Source organism: Asticcacaulis sp., from assembly GCF_047605585.1.
GTDB lineage: Bacteria > Pseudomonadota > Alphaproteobacteria > Caulobacterales > Caulobacteraceae > Asticcacaulis.
The window spans coordinates 57,023-72,900 of the sequence record NZ_JASGFK010000012.1; the positions used below are offsets into that span (position 1 = coordinate 57,023).

26 protein-coding genes are annotated in these 15,878 nt (G+C 57.4%); 11 read left to right on the forward strand and 15 right to left on the reverse strand.

All coding sequences use genetic code 11. The annotated features are described in order from the left end of the window. Nucleotides 1-48: 48 nt before the first annotated feature. The gene (locus tag QM647_RS18400; RefSeq protein WP_414997015.1) at nucleotides 49-243 is read right to left on the reverse strand and encodes a DUF6496 domain-containing protein; all 195 of its coding nucleotides are present in this window, start codon (nucleotides 241-243) and stop codon (nucleotides 49-51) included. Between the two features lie 144 nt (nucleotides 244-387). After that, entirely contained in the window at nucleotides 388-1,041 is a 654-nt protein-coding gene (locus tag QM647_RS18405) for an O-methyltransferase (protein WP_414997016.1), read from the reverse strand. Nucleotides 1,042-1,133: 92 nt separating this feature from the next. Here QM647_RS18405 and QM647_RS18410 point away from each other — a divergent pair, with 92 nt between their 5' ends. The 3 genes from QM647_RS18410 (at nucleotide 1,134) to QM647_RS18420 (ending at nucleotide 2,486) form a co-directional block, all read left to right on the forward strand. Next, complete coding sequence (locus QM647_RS18410) at nucleotides 1,134-1,766, forward strand: TetR family transcriptional regulator (RefSeq protein WP_414997017.1); 633 nt, start codon at nucleotides 1,134-1,136, stop codon at nucleotides 1,764-1,766. A gap of 119 nt (nucleotides 1,767-1,885) precedes the next feature. Further along, nucleotides 1,886-2,173: a hypothetical protein gene (locus QM647_RS18415; RefSeq protein WP_414997018.1), complete on the forward strand. Its 288-nt coding sequence runs from the start codon at nucleotides 1,886-1,888 to the stop codon at nucleotides 2,171-2,173. Between the two features lie 67 nt (nucleotides 2,174-2,240). Beyond that, complete coding sequence (locus QM647_RS18420; RefSeq protein ID WP_414997019.1) at nucleotides 2,241-2,486, forward strand: hypothetical protein; 246 nt, start codon at nucleotides 2,241-2,243, stop codon at nucleotides 2,484-2,486. Nucleotides 2,487-2,495: 9 nt separating this feature from the next. Here the strand turns inward: QM647_RS18420 and QM647_RS18425 are convergent, their stop codons facing one another. Continuing rightward, nucleotides 2,496-3,035, reverse strand: coding sequence for a hypothetical protein (locus QM647_RS18425; RefSeq protein WP_414997020.1), 540 nt, complete (start codon nucleotides 3,033-3,035; stop codon nucleotides 2,496-2,498). A gap of 271 nt (nucleotides 3,036-3,306) precedes the next feature. Here QM647_RS18425 and QM647_RS18430 point away from each other — a divergent pair, with 271 nt between their 5' ends. The 4 genes from QM647_RS18430 (at nucleotide 3,307) to QM647_RS18445 (ending at nucleotide 5,343) form a co-directional block, all read left to right on the forward strand. After that, nucleotides 3,307-3,468, forward strand: coding sequence for a hypothetical protein (locus tag QM647_RS18430; RefSeq protein ID WP_414997021.1), 162 nt, complete (start codon nucleotides 3,307-3,309; stop codon nucleotides 3,466-3,468). A 116-nt stretch (nucleotides 3,469-3,584) separates the two neighbouring features. Next, nucleotides 3,585-3,761, forward strand: a complete 177-nt coding sequence (locus tag QM647_RS18435; RefSeq protein WP_414997022.1) for a hypothetical protein — start codon at nucleotides 3,585-3,587, stop codon at nucleotides 3,759-3,761. Nucleotides 3,762-4,074: 313 nt separating this feature from the next. Next, nucleotides 4,075-4,503: a response regulator gene (locus QM647_RS18440; protein ID WP_414997023.1), complete on the forward strand. Its 429-nt coding sequence runs from the start codon at nucleotides 4,075-4,077 to the stop codon at nucleotides 4,501-4,503. A gap of 84 nt (nucleotides 4,504-4,587) precedes the next feature. Beyond that, entirely contained in the window at nucleotides 4,588-5,343 is a 756-nt protein-coding gene (locus QM647_RS18445) for an SOS response-associated peptidase family protein (protein ID WP_414997024.1), read from the forward strand. On the opposite strand, the gene QM647_RS18450 is transcribed toward QM647_RS18445, so the two are convergent. The 4 genes from QM647_RS18450 to QM647_RS18465 form a co-directional block, all read right to left on the reverse strand. Further along, the gene (locus QM647_RS18450) at nucleotides 5,340-5,873 is read right to left on the reverse strand and encodes an SOS response-associated peptidase (RefSeq protein ID WP_414997025.1); all 534 of its coding nucleotides are present in this window, start codon (nucleotides 5,871-5,873) and stop codon (nucleotides 5,340-5,342) included. The two genes, QM647_RS18445 and QM647_RS18450, sit on opposite strands and share 4 nt — an antisense overlap. A gap of 11 nt (nucleotides 5,874-5,884) precedes the next feature. Further along, the gene (locus QM647_RS18455) at nucleotides 5,885-6,481 is read right to left on the reverse strand and encodes a Ku protein (RefSeq protein ID WP_414997026.1); all 597 of its coding nucleotides are present in this window, start codon (nucleotides 6,479-6,481) and stop codon (nucleotides 5,885-5,887) included. Between the two features lie 214 nt (nucleotides 6,482-6,695). Next, nucleotides 6,696-6,893 carry a hypothetical protein gene (locus QM647_RS18460; protein ID WP_414997027.1) on the reverse strand — a complete coding sequence of 66 codons (198 nt, stop codon included), beginning with the start codon at nucleotides 6,891-6,893 and terminating at the stop codon, nucleotides 6,696-6,698. A gap of 130 nt (nucleotides 6,894-7,023) precedes the next feature. Further along, nucleotides 7,024-7,332, reverse strand: coding sequence for a hypothetical protein (locus QM647_RS18465; RefSeq protein ID WP_414997028.1), 309 nt, complete (start codon nucleotides 7,330-7,332; stop codon nucleotides 7,024-7,026). Between the two features lie 161 nt (nucleotides 7,333-7,493). On the opposite strand from QM647_RS18465, the gene QM647_RS18470 reads away from it, so the two are divergent. After that, the gene (locus tag QM647_RS18470; protein WP_414997029.1) at nucleotides 7,494-7,898 is read left to right on the forward strand and encodes a hypothetical protein; all 405 of its coding nucleotides are present in this window, start codon (nucleotides 7,494-7,496) and stop codon (nucleotides 7,896-7,898) included. Nucleotides 7,899-7,952: 54 nt separating this feature from the next. Here the strand turns inward: QM647_RS18470 and QM647_RS18475 are convergent, their stop codons facing one another. Beyond that, complete coding sequence (locus QM647_RS18475) at nucleotides 7,953-8,369, reverse strand: helix-turn-helix domain-containing protein (RefSeq protein ID WP_414997030.1); 417 nt, start codon at nucleotides 8,367-8,369, stop codon at nucleotides 7,953-7,955. 191 nt (nucleotides 8,370-8,560) lie between these two features. Between QM647_RS18475 and QM647_RS18480 the strand changes: the two genes are divergently transcribed. Then, complete coding sequence (locus tag QM647_RS18480) at nucleotides 8,561-8,866, forward strand: HU family DNA-binding protein (RefSeq protein ID WP_414997031.1); 306 nt, start codon at nucleotides 8,561-8,563, stop codon at nucleotides 8,864-8,866. Nucleotides 8,867-8,901: 35 nt separating this feature from the next. Here QM647_RS18480 and QM647_RS18485 read toward each other — a convergent pair whose 3' ends face one another. The 7 genes from QM647_RS18485 to QM647_RS18515 form a co-directional block, all read right to left on the reverse strand. Further along, a complete protein-coding gene (locus tag QM647_RS18485) occupies nucleotides 8,902-10,665 on the reverse strand; it encodes an ABC transporter ATP-binding protein (protein ID WP_414997032.1) in 1,764 nt (587 codons plus the stop codon). Beyond that, the gene (locus QM647_RS18490) at nucleotides 10,637-11,290 is read right to left on the reverse strand and encodes a DNA -binding domain-containing protein (protein ID WP_414997033.1); all 654 of its coding nucleotides are present in this window, start codon (nucleotides 11,288-11,290) and stop codon (nucleotides 10,637-10,639) included. The genes QM647_RS18485 and QM647_RS18490 overlap by 29 nt, the downstream gene beginning before the upstream one ends. Continuing rightward, nucleotides 11,233-11,448, reverse strand: coding sequence for a transcriptional regulator domain-containing protein (locus QM647_RS18495; protein ID WP_414997034.1), 216 nt, complete (start codon nucleotides 11,446-11,448; stop codon nucleotides 11,233-11,235). The genes QM647_RS18490 and QM647_RS18495 overlap by 58 nt, the downstream gene beginning before the upstream one ends. A 124-nt stretch (nucleotides 11,449-11,572) precedes the next feature. Beyond that, nucleotides 11,573-11,821 (reverse strand): hypothetical protein, encoded by a 249-nt coding sequence (locus QM647_RS18500; protein ID WP_414997035.1) that lies wholly within the window; start codon nucleotides 11,819-11,821, stop codon nucleotides 11,573-11,575. Beyond that, on the reverse strand, nucleotides 11,811-12,446 hold the full coding sequence (locus QM647_RS18505; RefSeq protein WP_414997036.1) for an acyl-homoserine-lactone synthase: 636 nt from the start codon (nucleotides 12,444-12,446) through the stop codon (nucleotides 11,811-11,813). The genes QM647_RS18500 and QM647_RS18505 overlap by 11 nt, the downstream gene beginning before the upstream one ends. A 73-nt stretch (nucleotides 12,447-12,519) precedes the next feature. Continuing rightward, complete coding sequence (locus QM647_RS18510) at nucleotides 12,520-13,245, reverse strand: helix-turn-helix transcriptional regulator (protein ID WP_414997037.1); 726 nt, start codon at nucleotides 13,243-13,245, stop codon at nucleotides 12,520-12,522. A gap of 149 nt (nucleotides 13,246-13,394) precedes the next feature. After that, nucleotides 13,395-13,895 (reverse strand): hypothetical protein, encoded by a 501-nt coding sequence (locus QM647_RS18515; protein ID WP_414997038.1) that lies wholly within the window; start codon nucleotides 13,893-13,895, stop codon nucleotides 13,395-13,397. A 250-nt stretch (nucleotides 13,896-14,145) separates the two neighbouring features. On the opposite strand from QM647_RS18515, the gene QM647_RS18520 reads away from it, so the two are divergent. Next, complete coding sequence (locus tag QM647_RS18520) at nucleotides 14,146-14,340, forward strand: hypothetical protein (RefSeq protein WP_414997039.1); 195 nt, start codon at nucleotides 14,146-14,148, stop codon at nucleotides 14,338-14,340. A 70-nt stretch (nucleotides 14,341-14,410) separates the two neighbouring features. After that, the coding region (locus QM647_RS18525; RefSeq protein ID WP_414997040.1) for a recombinase family protein at nucleotides 14,411-15,878 on the forward strand (1,468 nt) is incomplete at its 3' end.

Consider the following 15,878-nt stretch of genomic DNA (forward strand, 5'->3'; position numbering starts at 1 on the left):
AACAAAGCCGGTGGCCTGAAGCCGCCGGCTTTGGTCCATCGGCCCCACTCAATGATGAGCGTGGCTACCCAACTTATGGGACTTTGCGCCTTTTTTAGGGATATGGGCTTCGTGCATGGCGATGGCGACGGCCTGTTTGTGGCTGGTTACCTTCTTGCCGCTTCCGGACTTGAGGTCGCCATGCTTAGCTTCGTGCATGACCTTATGCACCTTGTCTTTCTGGGCTTTGGTTTCCTTGGGCATCATAGATCTCCATGACAGCCCCCACGAAGTGAATAGACCAATATCGCTGTAAGTCCGCCATGCTGATCCCCATGCCGGACATGGCTAATCTGTAAAAAAGCCGACCGTCTGGAGTCAGTGTTTTCCAAATTAACGACCAGAGTTTTATCCGATGCGCATCGACAGTTCGATGTCCTCGGCAAAGGGAACAGACAGGTAATTACCTCCGGATCGGACGCGCTCGACATAGTCGAGGCAGTAATCGGTATTGTCCGCCACGATCAGGCTGCCTGGCTTGAACCGATCTTCCAGCAAATCCAGCACATCGGCGTAGAGCGATTTGGCGCCATCCAGAAGCACCAGATCGATCGTTTCGGGCAAATCCTGGCTTAAGGTCTTGAGCGCATCGCCTTCGCGGATGTCGACGAGATCGATCAATCCGCCTTCAGTGATATGGTTCCGGGACCGCGCGACCTTTGAGGGCTCAAACTCGCTGGTGATCAGCCGGCCACCGCCATTGTCTCTCAAGGCTGCCGCCAGATGCAGAGTTGAAATACCAAACGAGGTGCCGAACTCGACGATTGACCGCGCCTGGGTTGACCGCGCCAGCATGTAGAGCAGTGTCCCGGCCTCACGCGAAACGGGCAGCCAAAGATCCTTGAGGGTGCTGTACAGGCCGAGATACTCGGTCTTGCTGCGCATCAGGCGCTCCCGCTCCTCCCAGGGTATGTCCTGCAATGCCGGGCTCGTTGCCGCATCCGCTTCGGCAAAGAGGCGGTCCAGCAATGGCGCCAGCGGGGCAGTGGTCAGTGTGTTCATGACAGTTTCCAACTCATCATTCGGGGTTCTTGTACGAAACCAAAAATACGAATAATTAATCGCATTTCCTATTCGCATTGCCGGAGCGCCCCATGCCTGAGCGGTCAAAAGCCAATATTTCCTCGCGAAAACGGCCGAAACAGGCACGCTCGACCGACCTGGTTTCGGCCATATTGCAGGCCGCTGTTCAGGTTTTGGTCGAGGAAGGCGCGCCGCGCTTCACAACGGCTCGCGTCGCGGAAAAGTCAGGTGTGAGCATCGGCTCGCTATACCAGTACTTCCCCAATAAGGCCTCGATCCTGTTTCGCCTGCAAAGCGACGAATGGCTCGAAACCAGCGATCTGTTGCAAACCATTCTTCAGGACCAGGCCCTTCCGCCCGATGCTCGCCTGCGCGCCCTTGTGCACGCCTTCGTCAGATCCGAGTGTGAAGAAGCCGCCGTCCGCAACGCGCTCGACGATGCCGCGCCGCTTTACAGGGACACCCCGGAGGCAAAGGCCGCCAAGGGATCATCAGATATAATCTTCACCACCTTCATGTGCGAAGCCCTCCCCTTGGCATCGGACTCGACGCGTCGACTGGTCGGTGACCTGGTGATGACGACCTTAAGCACTGTGGGAAAGGATTTTTCCGAGGCGCCGCGGACGTCAGACGAGATATCTGCTTTCGCCGAGGCCATGGCGGACATGTTCTGCGCCTATCTCGACCAGGTAAAGAGCAGCTGAGCAAGGGCTTAAGCGTGCGCCATCGGCCGGGCACGCTCCCTGAAGGCTTCTGATTGACTCCGGCAAACAAAAGGAACATAACAAGAACATCGTCAATTCCAGTTTGAAAGGGTCTCGTTATGCCAAGTCTGCCTTCCCTGCTCACCCCTGGCCTTTTTGCCGATGTTGACGGCGATTGGCGCATTCTGGTCATCGATGCTGATCCGCGTCGCGATGGCGTGTTTTATCTTGGCAGCTATCCGTATGATCCTGAAGGTCGCCCTCTCCATCCGCAGGCGCCGGCCATTCTGAATGTGTGGAACCCTGCCAGTCCCGGTGCCCGCCAGATCAGTGACCGGCAAAAGCGCTTCGCCAATGTGACCGTAACTACGCTGGTAGAACCTGTTTACGAGAAGCGGCATGCCTGATCACATTTCGCTTAAGGCTGCCCGGATGGCTGGACCAACACGGTTTTTCCGCGATATAGGTGCGCCAATGAGCATTCGTTTGTATGACAGCGCCTGGGTGGCGGTGCGTGGCGTGGACACCCCGCAGCAGGTCTCAAAAGACCGCACGAACCCGTCCGCCTTCCTGATTAATGGCTACAAATACGATATCGACGGCCGCGCGTTTCTGAACACCGACGCCGGTCCGGACATTCTGCATCTACTCAGCCTGCAGGACGCTCGGACGCTCGGCCTGTCCACTCAATACAGCGCGCCCAAATCCTTGCTGATCTAATTCGTCGATCTATTTGGCCTGCACCTGGGCCTGCGCTGCCTGGACGACACGCTTGAGGCGTTCTAACTCAAGACCGGCATCGGCCAGGGCCCTGTGAACCGCCAAGTCAGGGACGGTCTTGCGAATGACATCCTCAACGAGTGCGACGATGGTATCGTCCGGTACTGCAGCGCTTAGGACCTCGCGTGCGACCTGGAAGAACGCCTCGTCCGATTTGGCCAGCCGCAGAGCGTGCCTCGGAAAGCCACCGCCCCTCAGCAAAGTGCTCATCCATTTGCCATCCCACGACGGCGCGCTGGCAAACAGCGCATGCCCGGACAGTTCGCTGATCATCTGTTGCGCGACGGTTTCCGGCGGCATCCCATCCCGATCCAGCTTCGCTTTGGAGATGCCGTGCAGACGCTCGGCTTCGTCAGACCAATCCGACCATTCCGGCAACGGGCGTATTAAGAAGGATCGGGAACGCCCATCTTCGAACACCCAGGCCACCTCTACGGGAAAGCTATGCTTCCCTAGCGACGACGCTTCGAAATCGAGAAATACACGCATACCGCAAACCTATAAGCGCCCGCATAAAGCCGCTATGCGAATGTGTACGGCAGGCAATTATGACTAACGTAAGGTTAACTTTTGTCGTGATAAACGAACCCTACCGTCAGTTAAATCTGAGGATTGGCGAGAAAGCCCTGGAGGGGTGCGGTGAGGCGCACGGCTCCAGGGCTTTTCCATCCGGGCTATGCTCCTGCCCTCGAATCCCCCAAGACTCCACACATTACCCGACTCGGCTTAGCCTTAGGGCAGGGAGTCGGAGTACAAGACCATGACGGATAGCGTCGCACGCATTATCGAAAAACTGCGCAGGGCGGGTTTCACCATCAGCGCCTTGAGGTCGTCGCCTCTGTGGCAGGTGGAAGGCCGCGGCAATATGAGCACTGGCCAGCTGATCGACCTGGCCTCCAAGCTGGAATTGTCCAGCCGTTAGGTCCGCCAGATCTGCTTGCTGAATGTCTGCGCGTCATTCGCGGTCTGACGCACAGCTTTCTTTTGCCAATCGCCCGATCTATGGCACCCTGCCCCCAGGCAGGAGGCAAGTCCCACATGGTCAGACAGTCCCGATATCCCGTCCGGCTTTACGTCGATCTGACGGAGGTCCAGGCCCAGCGGATCAGCGACCTGCGGGCCGAACATGGATGCGCCAGCGATAGCGAGACCATCCGCGAACTGCTGACAGCATTATTCGACCTTTTGGACAAAGATCCACAAAAAGGATCGTGACCCGTTGTGAGGCCAATGTGACGTGAGGCGGCCCTCAATATCTTCTAAAAGGGCTACGCCGTCTGGCAACAATCAGGGGTCCGACGAGAAAGCCCTGCCCTGGTTACGACCGGGTCAGGGCTTTTCCAATAATAGCGAAGCCTTTGGCCATTATCGCCCTGTATTTATGGCCACTATGCTTCCACATATCAGTAACTGTAGAAATATAGACCGAATTTAGTCACGAAGTCGTGCGGATTTGGCCTTTGACCTGCAATGTAAGTGGCGTAAACCGGAGCTATATACATCGGTACAACAACAGGCAGGAACGCCGATGAAGTGCCAACCCACCCCAATCGCTGTGCCGGCCTCGACACCGCACGCTTTGCGCGTCCTGGTCGTCGATGACGACGCTGCCTGTGCAGCAGGTCTGGCTGAGGCCATTTGCGATCTGGGCGCCGAGACGCGCATTTGCCTAAACGGACCAGACGCTCTGGCGGCCGCGCGCGCCTTCCATCCGGAGCTGGTCTTGCTGGATCTGGAGATGCCAGGTGCCAGTGGTTTCGACGTCGCCAATGCCATTCGACGCGTTGGCAGTCTGACCGCAACCAAATTGATCGCGCTCTCGGGTCATAGCGATGCTGAGGCGCGCACAGGATCGGCGCAGGCCGGTTTCGATCTCCACCTGGCCAAGCCCCTCCGCCTGTCCCTGCTGGAAGATATTATCGACCTGGCGCGTCTGACCATGGCGGGCCATGCCTAACCGCCGGTTGCGGTCTGAAGCCGATCCTTTCCACTTGCCCTTTCCGCCAGCCGGTCGCATCCTCCCGGCGATAGGAGATGCGGCATGTGCAATATGTACTCGATGGTCAGCAACAAGGAAGCGATCCGCGAATTCGCCAAGTTCCTGCGCGTCTCACCCCACGTCGACAACCTGCCCGAAATCCCCGGCATTTATGCCAACGGCTGGGGGCCGATCGTGCGTGCGACTGACGATGGAGCCCGTGAACTGGCCGCTGTGCGCTGGGGCCTGCCGACCCCACAGGGGCAGCTCAAGGGCGTTGTCGACAGCGGAACAACAAATCTCAGGACTCTCAGATACTGGAAGCGATACCTTGAACCGCTAAACCGCCGATGCGTGGTCCCAGTGACGTCATTCTGCGAACCTGATCAGGTTGGCGAAACCTACAAAAATCACTGGTTTGCCCTCGACGAATCCCGCCCGCTGTTCTTTTTCGCGGGCGCCTGGCTGCCGGATTGGCAATCCGTTCGCAAAAAGGCGGACGGGCCGACCACCGACAGCTTGTATGCCTTCCTAACGACTGACGCGAATGCGGACGTCCGGCCAATCCACTCGAAGGCCATGCCAGTTATCCTGCGCACGCCCGAAGAGGTTGAGCGCTGGTTCACGATCCCCTACGCCGAGATCGAGGCCGAAATGCAGAACCCGTTGCCAAATGGGACGCTCAAGGTCGTCAATATCGGCCCCAAGACAGATGGCGCGGAGCCCAATGATGCCTGGCCGCCCAAGGCCATCGTCCCCCTGCCCTTGCCGAAGACGGAAAAGTCCGGCGCCAGCGCCGCGCAAGGAGATCTCTTTTAGGCAACAACCCGGCAATCAAACGCGTCGTCGGCCCACGGCGACACAAGGTCAAGTTGATCCGAACCGTCCAGCCAGGCCGCGAAATCTTCCGGCTCGATCACAACCGGCTCGCGGTCGTGGATCTGGGCCATGGCCGGTCCGGGCTCGCGCGTCAGCATGGCGGCCGACAACAACAAGCCTTCTGGCGTCTGTATGGCGTTGTAGATGCCGGCGATCCCTATGGGCTGACCATCGGCGCGGGTTATGACCGCATTTCGCTTACCCTTCCCGCAACCGAACAAGTCACTACCTGCCGCGATCGTTTGTTTGATATTCGCTACCGGAAACAGGCAGCGCCACTTCTTGCGCCAGCAATCGGCGAAGGACGGCTTTTCCGCTACCGTCTCCAACCGCGCATGTGTGGTTGAGCCGTCAAACAATTCAGGCGCCGCAGCATAGCTGGTGGGGATCAGCCCCCACCGCATCTCTTTCAGCTCATGCAGTCCCTTACGATTGCGAACGTAAACCTGGACTGTTTTTCCCTTGAGCATGGCGTCTCAGCCTAATGCAGGACCGCATGGGCGGGTCGGGCGATGCGATAGCCCTGGACGGCGATACGGGTCAGTTCCTGGGCGGCGTCATAAATGGGCATGATGCCGCTGAAGTACGGATCGTTCGCCCGGATGTCTTCTTCGTAATGCAGGGTTTCCAGCAGCAGGCCGCTGCCGCAGGGCTTCACGGAACACAAGCGCTCGCGGCCACTGATGACAATCTGCCCGAGGCCCATGACCTTCATTTTGCGCAAACTGTCGCGGATAACGGCGAAGGTAGCCTGATGGCTCTTTGCCTCCGGCGCCAGGTAATAGGGCGTGTCGTAATAGATGGGATCGACCGCATCGTAAGGCACGAACTTCACGATCTCGAAATGCTTGCTGGACGGGATTTTCAGCTCGTTGATCTCATCGGGTTCGAACAGAACATATTCGTTCTTGGCGTATTCGTAGCCTTTGATGATCTCGTCGCGTTCGACTTCGATGTCGCCAGCAACCAGTTTTTGCCGCACGCGCTCACCGGTCGGTCGGTATATCTGATGAAACTGAATGCGCCGGCCGGACTCCAGGGCCGCGTACATATGCACCGGCAAGGAAACGAGTGACATCCGGATGGTCCCGGACCAATAGGGGCGTGCTGCCATAATAGCCTCGTGTTTTTCGAGGAATGAAAGACCCAACGCCTATCAGGATCGCCGTAAGATTTCAGTCAGGACGGAGGTCCGATATTGAGTCCATGCTATACGGCGGGCAGCTGAAGCTCGCCCAGGCGCGTCAGGCCAGACAACCAGATGCGGAACAGACGGATCATATCGCTCTCCCCTATTGTCCGACGGCTGAAGGCACGAGATGAATGGCATCGGTGCCGACCAGGCCAACGATCGCATGGACAACAGCATCACTGATTGTGGGGGCGAGGATAACCAATAGCCAGACGATCAGCGGCAAAAAGCCTATCAGCGCAAAGGTCGCGAGCGTCGCGACGGAGTCGTGGTTGTGAGGTAAGGTGGCGGTACGCATCGTGTTTACTCCCATCGCCAGCCTGTTTGTTTCGGCCGGTCGAGATCAGGAGAACACGAATCTCAGTTCCTGAAAAATTGAATGGCGTAATACCTACCTATAAGCGTCGGTGATACCAGCGCTGTCGGTGCTATTCGTAGCCGAGATGGAGGAGTTCTGGCAGGTCCGCGCTGTTCGTGATCCAGTATTGCATAATCTGCTGGATGTCTGAGGCCGCGTCGGCCGGCTCCAGATCGCCAGTCACCACACGTGCGGATAGGTCCGACACATACTGCTTCAGGTCCTCTCGTTGGCCGGGCGCCGCATCGGCATCGAACAACAAGAGCAAATCTGTCTCCGCTTCCCGCACCGTCAGATCGCGGCCCCATAGCCGCTGCAATGTCAGTTCAATCGCCTCGATGGGGCTGGACGTGGTCAGGGCGGCGGGAATGGTCGTCATCGCTATATCCGGATAAAGGGCCTGAGCCGCGTTGGCGAGGAAACTGCCAACAAATCCAGAGAACGCCCGTTCGTATAAATTTTCAGTGGGGAAACGGATGGCAATTCTGGCTTGGCGGCAAGAGTCGCAGTACAGAGCGGACCGTTAGGAGGAGCCGATCCGTGGATGCGCAGAATATAAAAGACTTCTCCGATCTGATGAAGGCCGTTCGGAGGTCCTTGGATGAATACCTGCTTATCGGCGACATGCACGGCGCCGCCTGTGCCGCCGGCACCCTCACCTCACGGATCAACAATCTCGACAAGCTCGTCGAAGCGTTCGAGACCCGGGAGCCGAACGACAAAGACCGGTTCGAATTCACTTCGCTTTTGTCAACACTGGAGTGGCTGAGCACGGACACTTACTGCACGAAAGATTTCATTGGCATCAAGCTCGTCCTGCCGGACACTGCGTTCAATGCCCGTTATCCCAATATCGCCACACCCGGCGAAATTGAATATCCAGTGGTCATGACGATGCTGCGCAGCGTAGCCTTAGAGATCGTCCTCGAAGGCAAACCCGTCTAGATGGATCGCAAATAGACGACGAAGGGCGGGCTTCTCGCGGCCTAATCCAAACCGTTAGGACGGGGGGGTGCTGTCGTCGGCCAGGGTGCGCACCAGTTCCAGTATCTTGCGGCGCTGCGCGGCACTCTTGAGCTTTGGGAACACGGCTGATAGTTCGATGCCCTCTGCGGTCGTCAGGAAGTCGTTGACGGACCGCTCTGACGCCGATTCCACGAAATCCGGATCTGCGGGGGTGTCCGTATAGCCGTCGTAGAAGAAAGCCAACGGAACTTTCAGTGTCCGGCTGATTTCATACAGCTTGGACGCGCTGATGCGATTGGCGCCGCGTTCGTACTTTTGGACTTGCTGAAAGGTCAGGCCCAAGGTCTCTGCCAGGGCTTCCTGGCTCAGGCCCATAGCCTTGCGGCGCGATCTCACACGGGCGCCAACGTGAATATCAACGGGGTTCGGCCCCTCAGCCACTGCACTCATAAGCTTACCTTTACGCAAACTGCTACTTTTCACAATATACGCTCCCGCTTTACGGTTAGATCAAGGCAAAGCACGCAAAAGACGATAATTCATCCTAAACGCTTCGGCCTGCTTGGAATGGGCCATCTAATAAAGCCATTGGGCCTTCACACACGACTCACATAAAAGCGATCTTCCGCAAGGGCGAACGGATGTTTCGCCCTCTCACAAAGGAAAAACCAATGAATACTACGGATCTGGTTGAAAAGCTGGCCGCAGCGCAGGGCCTGACCAAAGTGGCCGCCAAGGCCGTTGTCGACGACGTTTTCAAGGCTATTGCTGAAGCCGCGGCCGCTGGCGACGAAGTCAACTTCCCCGGTTTCGGCAAGTTCAAGGTGCAGGCGCGCGCCGCCCGTGAAGGCCGCAATCCTCAGACCGGCGCCACGGTTCAGATTGCCGCCTCGAAGAAGCTGGCCTTCCAACCGGCCAAGGCCCTGAAAGACAAGATCAACGGCTGATCCTACTGGAGGGGCGTTTCGCCCCTCCCTTAAGTCTATCCACCAGGCGGCTTGCCCCACAGCCTGGCATATGCCGCACTGTCGGCCATGAGCGTTTCATGCGGCCCTGCTCTGGCCAGGGTTCCGTTCTTCATAAACAAGACCTGGTCCGCCATCTCCGCGAGTCCGACACGGTGCGTGATCAGGATGAGCGTGGTCGCACCGGCATAGCCCCGCCGCAGGGCACGAATGATGTCCGCCTCGCTACCCGGGTCCAGTGCGGATGTGCTTTCGTCCAATATGATAACAGGCACCCGAACATGAGCGATCCGCGCCAGTTCCAGCTTTTGCCGTTGACCGCCCGACAGGCGCTCGCCCTGCTCGCCAACACCTATGGTCAAATCGATATCCTGACCCGGATCGTAAAATCGCCAATCGTTCAAGACCCGTATCAGCTCTGCTTCCGACTGCGTCGTCGGCGGGTAAAGGGCGTTTTCAAGGAGGGTTCGATTGAAGAGCGTTATGGTCTGAGGGACATAGAGCAGATAGCGATGGCGGTCCGCCGCCGGCACCGTTTGCAACGGCACGCCGCCGATCCGGACTTCGCCAGACGCTGGCTGCAGAATTCCGGCCATGATCTGCGCCAAGGTCGATTTGCCCGACCCGTTGCGTCCGACAATCACATTGAACGTCCCGGGCACCAGCGTGACGCTGACATCATGTAACCCGGGCAGGCCCAGACCATAGCTAAACGTCACATCTGTCAGTTCAACCGACGCACCCGTGTTGGCGGGTAAGCCCACGTAGGTGCCGGCCTCCTCCGCCTCCCCGCCCATCTGCAGAAGCTCCCGTACATCGAGGAAAGCGAGGGCGGTTTGGCTGATTACAAAGCCAAAACCGCTGAGCGGCAGCACAAGCCTGAAGGCGTAGGCCTGGAGCAGGACGAAATCCCCGACAGTCATTTGGCCTGCCAGAACGTCATTGGCGCTAAGGATCAAGAGGCCCGTCAGCCCCAGGCCAGCGACACCGTATTGCAGGAGGCTGGTCTCAAGCTGGCATAACAACATGCCGCCAAACGCTATCGAGCAATCGGTTAGCTGATCTCGGACCAATCTCCGCTCGGTAGGCAACGCCCCATTCAGGACGACGCGCCGGGCATTTCTCAGGATATCGGCGAGTGTTTGCGACACACGGTTAGATTCCACAAGGACGTCCCGGCTGACGGCCTGTTGCTGGCCGGAACTGTACCAAGTGGCGAATACATACCCGGCCAATGTCACGGCCAGTACAAGGACGTACAGGGGCTTCAATTGGTCTCCTATGATCGCCAGACTTAGGGCCACCTGCACCGCGACCGGGATAATCTGCCAGACCAGACCTTCGATCAGAACCTGCAGGCTGAATGGCAGACGCTCCATCATGCCCAGGATACGCCCTGAGTCTTCCTCATGGGGCCCCGCCAGGCGCGGCATGGCGACCTTCAGTGTGTCGTCGACCACCGCTTCGTTGAGACGATCAATGATCTGTTGGGAATAGCGGCGACGCGCTGCGGACAGGATTCCCCCGCCCAGAGATCCGACGATAAAAACCACAACCAGCAAACCGGCCCATGGCAGCGATGTCCGCCGGTCCGCGAGACTATCGATGAGGAGCTTCAGGGCGATAGGTCCCGTCATACCTAGACCGATGACCGCGCCCTCTAATACGAAACACGCATACAGTTTCGAGCGCAGCTGAAGGCTCCGGTCTATCAGGGCGTATCCAAGGGTCGGTATGACCCTGAGTTTTCCCTCACTGTAGAAGCGCTTTGTAATCCCCATTTACCATTTTCCTTCCATACTTCAGCATTCGCTGGATACGCGCTTTCAGAAATGCGGAGCGACCGTTCCATTCTTCATTGACGAACTGTTCGCTGTAGAGGGCGCAGGCGATCTCGCGCAGCGATGCCCCTGCCACCATGCCATCGTAGGCCTGGAGCGCCTGCGCCCACTTCGGCGCGCGCCGCTCCGGCGGAAACAGCGTATTTGGAAATCGGCCGTACCGGCGGAACGCGTTTAGGCGCAACACCGTCTGGGCCTTGGCGTCGCTGCCGGCAAAGAGGTCGATCTCACACTTCAGTCGAACTGGCCCCTGGGACAGGGTGCCGGATTTGACCTCCAGCTCGATTTGGTGGACACCGTCATCCAGAACCAGTAATTCGGCACCAGCCGCGTCCATGACCAGATCGGTCATGTTGGCATAATCGGCGATATCGAAAGCCTCAGGATCGGACGGGGGTACCGGTTCGGCATGAACTGACACCACGCCCGGATCGAATTCCGGTAGCCAGAACAGCCGTATTGTAGGATCGCCATCGCCGCGGGTTTCCGAATGAACCCATACCCCACCTAAAAATGGCGGCACAAGTTTTCGACCAGGCAAATCGATCCGTCGCGCTGACAGCATGGGCTATGCTCTCTCCCTTTCAAATCCCCCTGGAACGCCGGATTGCGCTTAAGCCAGAGCCACGCCCAGGTCCGTCGGTCGCTGCGCAGATAGCGCGCGTATTGCGCCGCATTGGTCCAATCCACTGGCTGGTTCGCCATAACGAGGGTCTGGCCCATTTTGCCCACTCCAAGTGGGCCTTCTGCCCACGACACTGATGCTTCAGTCCCTGGAGGGGCACCGGTATCTGGCACCGCTCAGGCGCATCGACGCTACAGTCACATCGCCCAAACGGGCGCTCACTCAGGTACTGGCCGTCCCGTCAGAAATCGGGGGACGTGCCAGGACTGTCTTCCCGTTTTCCCGTTCGAGATACAGGGCCAGGCATTTGACGACGACGTCGTCGAGGTGGTCAGCCAAAGGCGTTATCCCTTCCCGTCGAAGATCATCGCGCAGGAAGTTCATCGCTTCGATGGCTCGATTCAGGCTGGCGTCCAGGCTATTGCCGTTACCGGAAGCGGGAGCGGCCTTGTCAGCAGGGTCAGGCGACATGCTTTCGCCTTGTCACCTCAGTGTCGATGATAACCGACGACAAACCGGTCACCGCCTTGACGCGCTCCCACTGGGCTTTCGAGATGGTGATCGCAGCCGCCTGGACCTTGTTATGGTCTCCCACATGCTGCACCGGACCTAAGCGATCAAGCAAAACGCCAGAGCGCTCGAAGACGGTCCGCAATATGATCGTCGGCATCACGCCGATGATCCGTTCGACATCTCGGCTTAGACCGAATTCGATGTTTGCTGCGACCAGCGCGTGACAGATGGCCTGCCGTTTGGCGGCGGGCAACCGATGGTCAATGCAAAAGCGCGTACTTTCCCAAATGTTGCCATTGGCGTCGAACAACGTCTTATCGTCCACGAGTTCGGGAAAGTGATCCGCCAACATGCAACCATATTCGATGGGTGCCAGCCGGCTGACGCCAAGCACTTGCCGACCGTCGTCTGTGTAAACTAGATAGACGGCGGCCGGCGCATCATAGTTATCCCATTCAAGGCCATCCATAGACTTCACAGCGTAGTTCTGTCGCTGCATAAACTCGCGATATCTAAGCTGATACTGGCCGATGAAGAGCTTGAAGGTTGTCCCTATATCTTTGAATGTGATTACCTTTATCATCTGAATACTCCGGTGATGTGCCTCACCAGATGAACAGACAAATTAACCAAATAAAATCCAGCAAACGCGGGGTCTAAACGTCAATTAGCCCCAATTTGAAGGCCGTTACGACGGCAGCTGTCCGATTTTTGACCTTCAGCTTTTCAAAAATGTGCCGAAGGTGCGAATCAACTGTGCTCGATTTTACGCCCAACATCTCGGCAATCTCGGCGTCGGTCATGCTCTTCGCGACCGCTTCCAGGACATGACGTTCCCGGTCCGAAAGGATGGGCGCTTTGGGGGGAGCCGGTGGATTGGCTACAAAAGCGCGAAACACTTCAAAGAACTGGTTGCAGTAGGCCACGAGCAAGTCCAGTGGAGGTAGTCCCTGGGCCGCGGGCTCTGATGTAGCGAGTGCAATGCCGGCGACCTGACAAGCCGGCCCCTTGAAAGGGATACCAACACCATTATGAAGGCCGGCTGCTTGCGCGTCCTTCAGGAACCGGCGCTGACGCGCCGTGAGCGACATGATGCGCTCAAGCTCGCTCCAGTGAAATGGCCGGAAGGTGCTGGTCGCACACCTGGCCACTGGGTCTATCCGACGGCAATTTTGGGCTTCGTAGTAGGCCTGCCACGCGGCGGGGTACGTGTTTATAAGCCCAAAACCCAGGTGTGGCTTGGATATGTCGTACGCACTGATAACCGAGAAGTTGATGTGGTCGAAGCCTAAAGCCCGCATCGTCTCTTTGAACAGTTCGAACAATGCTTGAATGGATTTGACTCGACGTGTGGCGTCAATGAAGTTGAAAAAGGCTGGCATGCTTAAGTCCCCTGGTTCTATTACTTATCGTTCGCGATCAAATCGCGCCGATGGCGTAACTACACCATATGCAACCCAAGCAATTATTTCAACATTTACACAATCTTGAATTGATTTACCACTGTCACAAATTCGTCACCTACCGCAAACTACGTCGAGGGCCTGTAGGCGTAGAACGGCCGCTTGACTGGCCCATCGGCCACCCGCATTTCATGATTATCTCGCTCTCCTTCGATGAAGCTCGCTAAGTCGCTGGCGCACTGACCAATGGTGATTTCACCCACCTCACAAGATTTGAGCGTGCGCTCGAATTCTCCTGCGAGAAATTCAAAATCATCGTCGGGCATTGGCATATTGAGATAGCCCAGCACAGAAGCATACAATTGAGTGCTTGTGATCCTTGCGTCTTTCTGGGTCGTCAACAGTGCCCTCAACTGCCCAACCAACTCATTGTCGTAGGGCCTGGGCGCGGGTAGCAGCTTGAGTACGCAGATCGGCAACCAGCACGCTGCCGCGAACGCCCTGAACTGCTGGATGCGCGCATTTGCGAATAGCCGCGCGCGGTAACGCTGACCAAAGGCGGTCAAAGCCATCGCATAATAGAGTGCGGCCCCGTCATTCATACGCTTGATCAACTGAGTTCTCGACATAATCTCCCCTTTCCCGGTTCGAAACAGGGGATCACGATTTGCCACCGGGAAACATCCAGCAGACACGGGGTAAAAACTGCGATTTTCGCTCAGGTGGCGCCAACTATAAGGACAGTAGCTACCTTGAGCCGGCCACGTGCAGACTAGATACCTCTTAGGTGCGCTTCGCGACCCAAGAGCGGACACCCACCATAGACCATATTGCGGCCCTCCAAAATTCCGTCATCCTGGCCGGAGCCGAGGTGCCCGTATGAGAAAACAGACATTGCGAATTCAGGCCGTCCGAGAGGGGAACACAGCCCGCGATGTCGATGTTGTCACCCCCGCAGTCATCGGCCTGGCGCGCCTGATCGGACGTCAAATGGCGCGGGAATACCTGGAGGCAAGACAAGACGAAAAAAAAGATACACCTGAGTGCGGGGTAAATGCAGATGACGCCCCCTAAGTCCTGTAAGCGCCGCTTTCACTGATCGGACGTCCTGTTGATTGGGAGCGGCTTACATAAGGATTGAGACATGTTCCGTGTTGCTCTCTATGCCCGGTATTCCTCCGATAACCAACGGGAAGCCTCCATTCAGGACCAGCTCCGCATTTGCCGTGAAAGGGCAGAAAAGGAGCATTGGCTGGTCTCTGGGGTGTATGAAGACGCCCGAATATCCGGAGCGAGTGTGGTGCTAAGGCCAGGCATTCAAGCGCTTATGCAAGATGCGGGCTTTGGCCGCTTCGATATCGTACTGACCGAAGCCTTAGACCGCATTTCCCGCGATCAGGCGGACATCGCTACGCTCTACAAGCATCTTAAGTTCCTCGGCGTCCCGATCATCACCTTATCAGAGGGTGAAATAAACGAGTTGCATGTTGGCCTCAAAGGGACAATGAACGCCCTGTTCCTGAAAGACCTTGCGGCCAAGACGCATAGGGGAATGAAAGGTCGTGCGGAGAATGGCAAAGCTGCCGCCGGCCTCAGCTATGGATATGACGCCGTTCGGTCTCTCGACGCGAAGGGCGAGCCTAATACCGGTGAGCGGACTATAAATGCAGCCCAGGCCGAAATCGTTCGAAGAATCTTCAACGATTTCGTCGCTGGCAGGACACCCGCCGAGATAGTCCGCCAGCTAAACGCCGAAAAAATACCGGGCCCGCAAGGGCAGGCTTGGCTGCACACCAGTATTCGCGGGCACAACGAACGTGGCACAGGGATCATCAATAACGAGCTGTATGTCGGGCGCCAGATTTGGAACCGAATGCGCTATTTGAAAGACCCGTCGACGGGGCGCCGGGTATCCCGTATGAACCCGAAAGAAGAATGGATTGTTTCTGACGTCCCTCACCTGCGGATCATCGACCAGCATGTCTGGGATGCTGCCAAAAAGCGCCAGGTTGGCATTCGCGAGAAAAGCGCTCCTCAGCGCGATGGACTTAAAGGTCGGATGGCACCGACCCTATGCCATCTGCGCAAGCCGAAATGGCTGCTGTCGGGCTTGTTGGTGTGTGGCGCATGTGGCGGCAGCTATACGATGCGCGGAAAGGACAAGTATGGCTGCAGCAACCGCATGATCGGGACCTGCACAAACGGCCGGACAGTGCGGCAATCAACGCTGGAGGAAGGTGTTGTCGCCGGTCTACGTGACAGAATGTTGTCGCCGGAAGTGGCTGAAGTGGCGATGAAAGGCTTCATCGAAGAGGTGAACCGTCAGAATCGTGAAAAACGGGCAAACGAACGGAGTTGGCAATCGGAGCTGTCTAAGGTCGAGAAGGCCATCGCATCGCTCATCTGCACTATTGAAGCCGGGATGCGCTATGATGACATGTTCGTTTGTATGGCTGACCTTCAGGCTCGCAAAGCCGATCTGCAACACCGCCTCGGCGCCGAAGGCAACATCGAGCCGGAAATCCTACCAACCCTTGCCGGCGTCTATCGAAAGAAGTGCGGATTCCGGGATGATCGCGCCACCCGTTCCGAAATGATGCCGCCAGTCATTC

Excerpts from the sequence above, each read along its gene's own strand:
- QM647_RS18400 (WP_414997015.1), bottom strand. The coding sequence starts at position 243 with ATGCCCAAGGAAACCAAAGCCCAGAAAGACAAGGTGCATAAGGTCATG.
- QM647_RS18420 (WP_414997019.1), top strand. The coding sequence starts at position 2,241 with ATGAGCATTCGTTTGTATGACAGCGCCTGGGTGGCGGTGCGTGGCGTG.
- QM647_RS18515 (WP_414997038.1), bottom strand. The coding sequence starts at position 13,895 with ATGTCGAGAACTCAGTTGATCAAGCGTATGAATGACGGGGCCGCACTC.
- QM647_RS18465 (WP_414997028.1), bottom strand. The coding sequence starts at position 7,332 with ATGACGACCATTCCCGCCGCCCTGACCACGTCCAGCCCCATCGAGGCG.
- QM647_RS18450 (WP_414997025.1), bottom strand. The coding sequence starts at position 5,873 with ATGCTCAAGGGAAAAACAGTCCAGGTTTACGTTCGCAATCGTAAGGGA.
- QM647_RS18505 (WP_414997036.1), bottom strand. The coding sequence starts at position 12,446 with ATGATAAAGGTAATCACATTCAAAGATATAGGGACAACCTTCAAGCTC.
- QM647_RS18425 (WP_414997020.1), bottom strand. The coding sequence starts at position 3,035 with ATGCGTGTATTTCTCGATTTCGAAGCGTCGTCGCTAGGGAAGCATAGC.
- QM647_RS18435 (WP_414997022.1), top strand. The coding sequence starts at position 3,585 with ATGGTCAGACAGTCCCGATATCCCGTCCGGCTTTACGTCGATCTGACG.
- QM647_RS18415 (WP_414997018.1), top strand. The coding sequence starts at position 1,886 with ATGCCAAGTCTGCCTTCCCTGCTCACCCCTGGCCTTTTTGCCGATGTT.
- QM647_RS18480 (WP_414997031.1), top strand. The coding sequence starts at position 8,561 with ATGTTTCGCCCTCTCACAAAGGAAAAACCAATGAATACTACGGATCTG.
- QM647_RS18405 (WP_414997016.1), bottom strand. The coding sequence starts at position 1,041 with ATGAACACACTGACCACTGCCCCGCTGGCGCCATTGCTGGACCGCCTC.
- QM647_RS18455 (WP_414997026.1), bottom strand. The coding sequence starts at position 6,481 with ATGTCACTCGTTTCCTTGCCGGTGCATATGTACGCGGCCCTGGAGTCC.
- QM647_RS18410 (WP_414997017.1), top strand. The coding sequence starts at position 1,134 with ATGCCTGAGCGGTCAAAAGCCAATATTTCCTCGCGAAAACGGCCGAAA.
- QM647_RS18485 (WP_414997032.1), bottom strand. The coding sequence starts at position 10,665 with ATGGGGATTACAAAGCGCTTCTACAGTGAGGGAAAACTCAGGGTCATA.
- QM647_RS18490 (WP_414997033.1), bottom strand. The coding sequence starts at position 11,290 with ATGCTGTCAGCGCGACGGATCGATTTGCCTGGTCGAAAACTTGTGCCG.
- QM647_RS18430 (WP_414997021.1), top strand. The coding sequence starts at position 3,307 with ATGACGGATAGCGTCGCACGCATTATCGAAAAACTGCGCAGGGCGGGT.
- QM647_RS18440 (WP_414997023.1), top strand. The coding sequence starts at position 4,075 with ATGAAGTGCCAACCCACCCCAATCGCTGTGCCGGCCTCGACACCGCAC.
- QM647_RS18445 (WP_414997024.1), top strand. The coding sequence starts at position 4,588 with ATGTGCAATATGTACTCGATGGTCAGCAACAAGGAAGCGATCCGCGAA.
- QM647_RS18475 (WP_414997030.1), bottom strand. The coding sequence starts at position 8,369 with ATGAGTGCAGTGGCTGAGGGGCCGAACCCCGTTGATATTCACGTTGGC.
- QM647_RS18520 (WP_414997039.1), top strand. The coding sequence starts at position 14,146 with ATGAGAAAACAGACATTGCGAATTCAGGCCGTCCGAGAGGGGAACACA.
- QM647_RS18510 (WP_414997037.1), bottom strand. The coding sequence starts at position 13,245 with ATGCCAGCCTTTTTCAACTTCATTGACGCCACACGTCGAGTCAAATCC.
- QM647_RS18460 (WP_414997027.1), bottom strand. The coding sequence starts at position 6,893 with ATGCGTACCGCCACCTTACCTCACAACCACGACTCCGTCGCGACGCTC.
- QM647_RS18495 (WP_414997034.1), bottom strand. The coding sequence starts at position 11,448 with ATGGGCCAGACCCTCGTTATGGCGAACCAGCCAGTGGATTGGACCAAT.
- QM647_RS18500 (WP_414997035.1), bottom strand. The coding sequence starts at position 11,821 with ATGTCGCCTGACCCTGCTGACAAGGCCGCTCCCGCTTCCGGTAACGGC.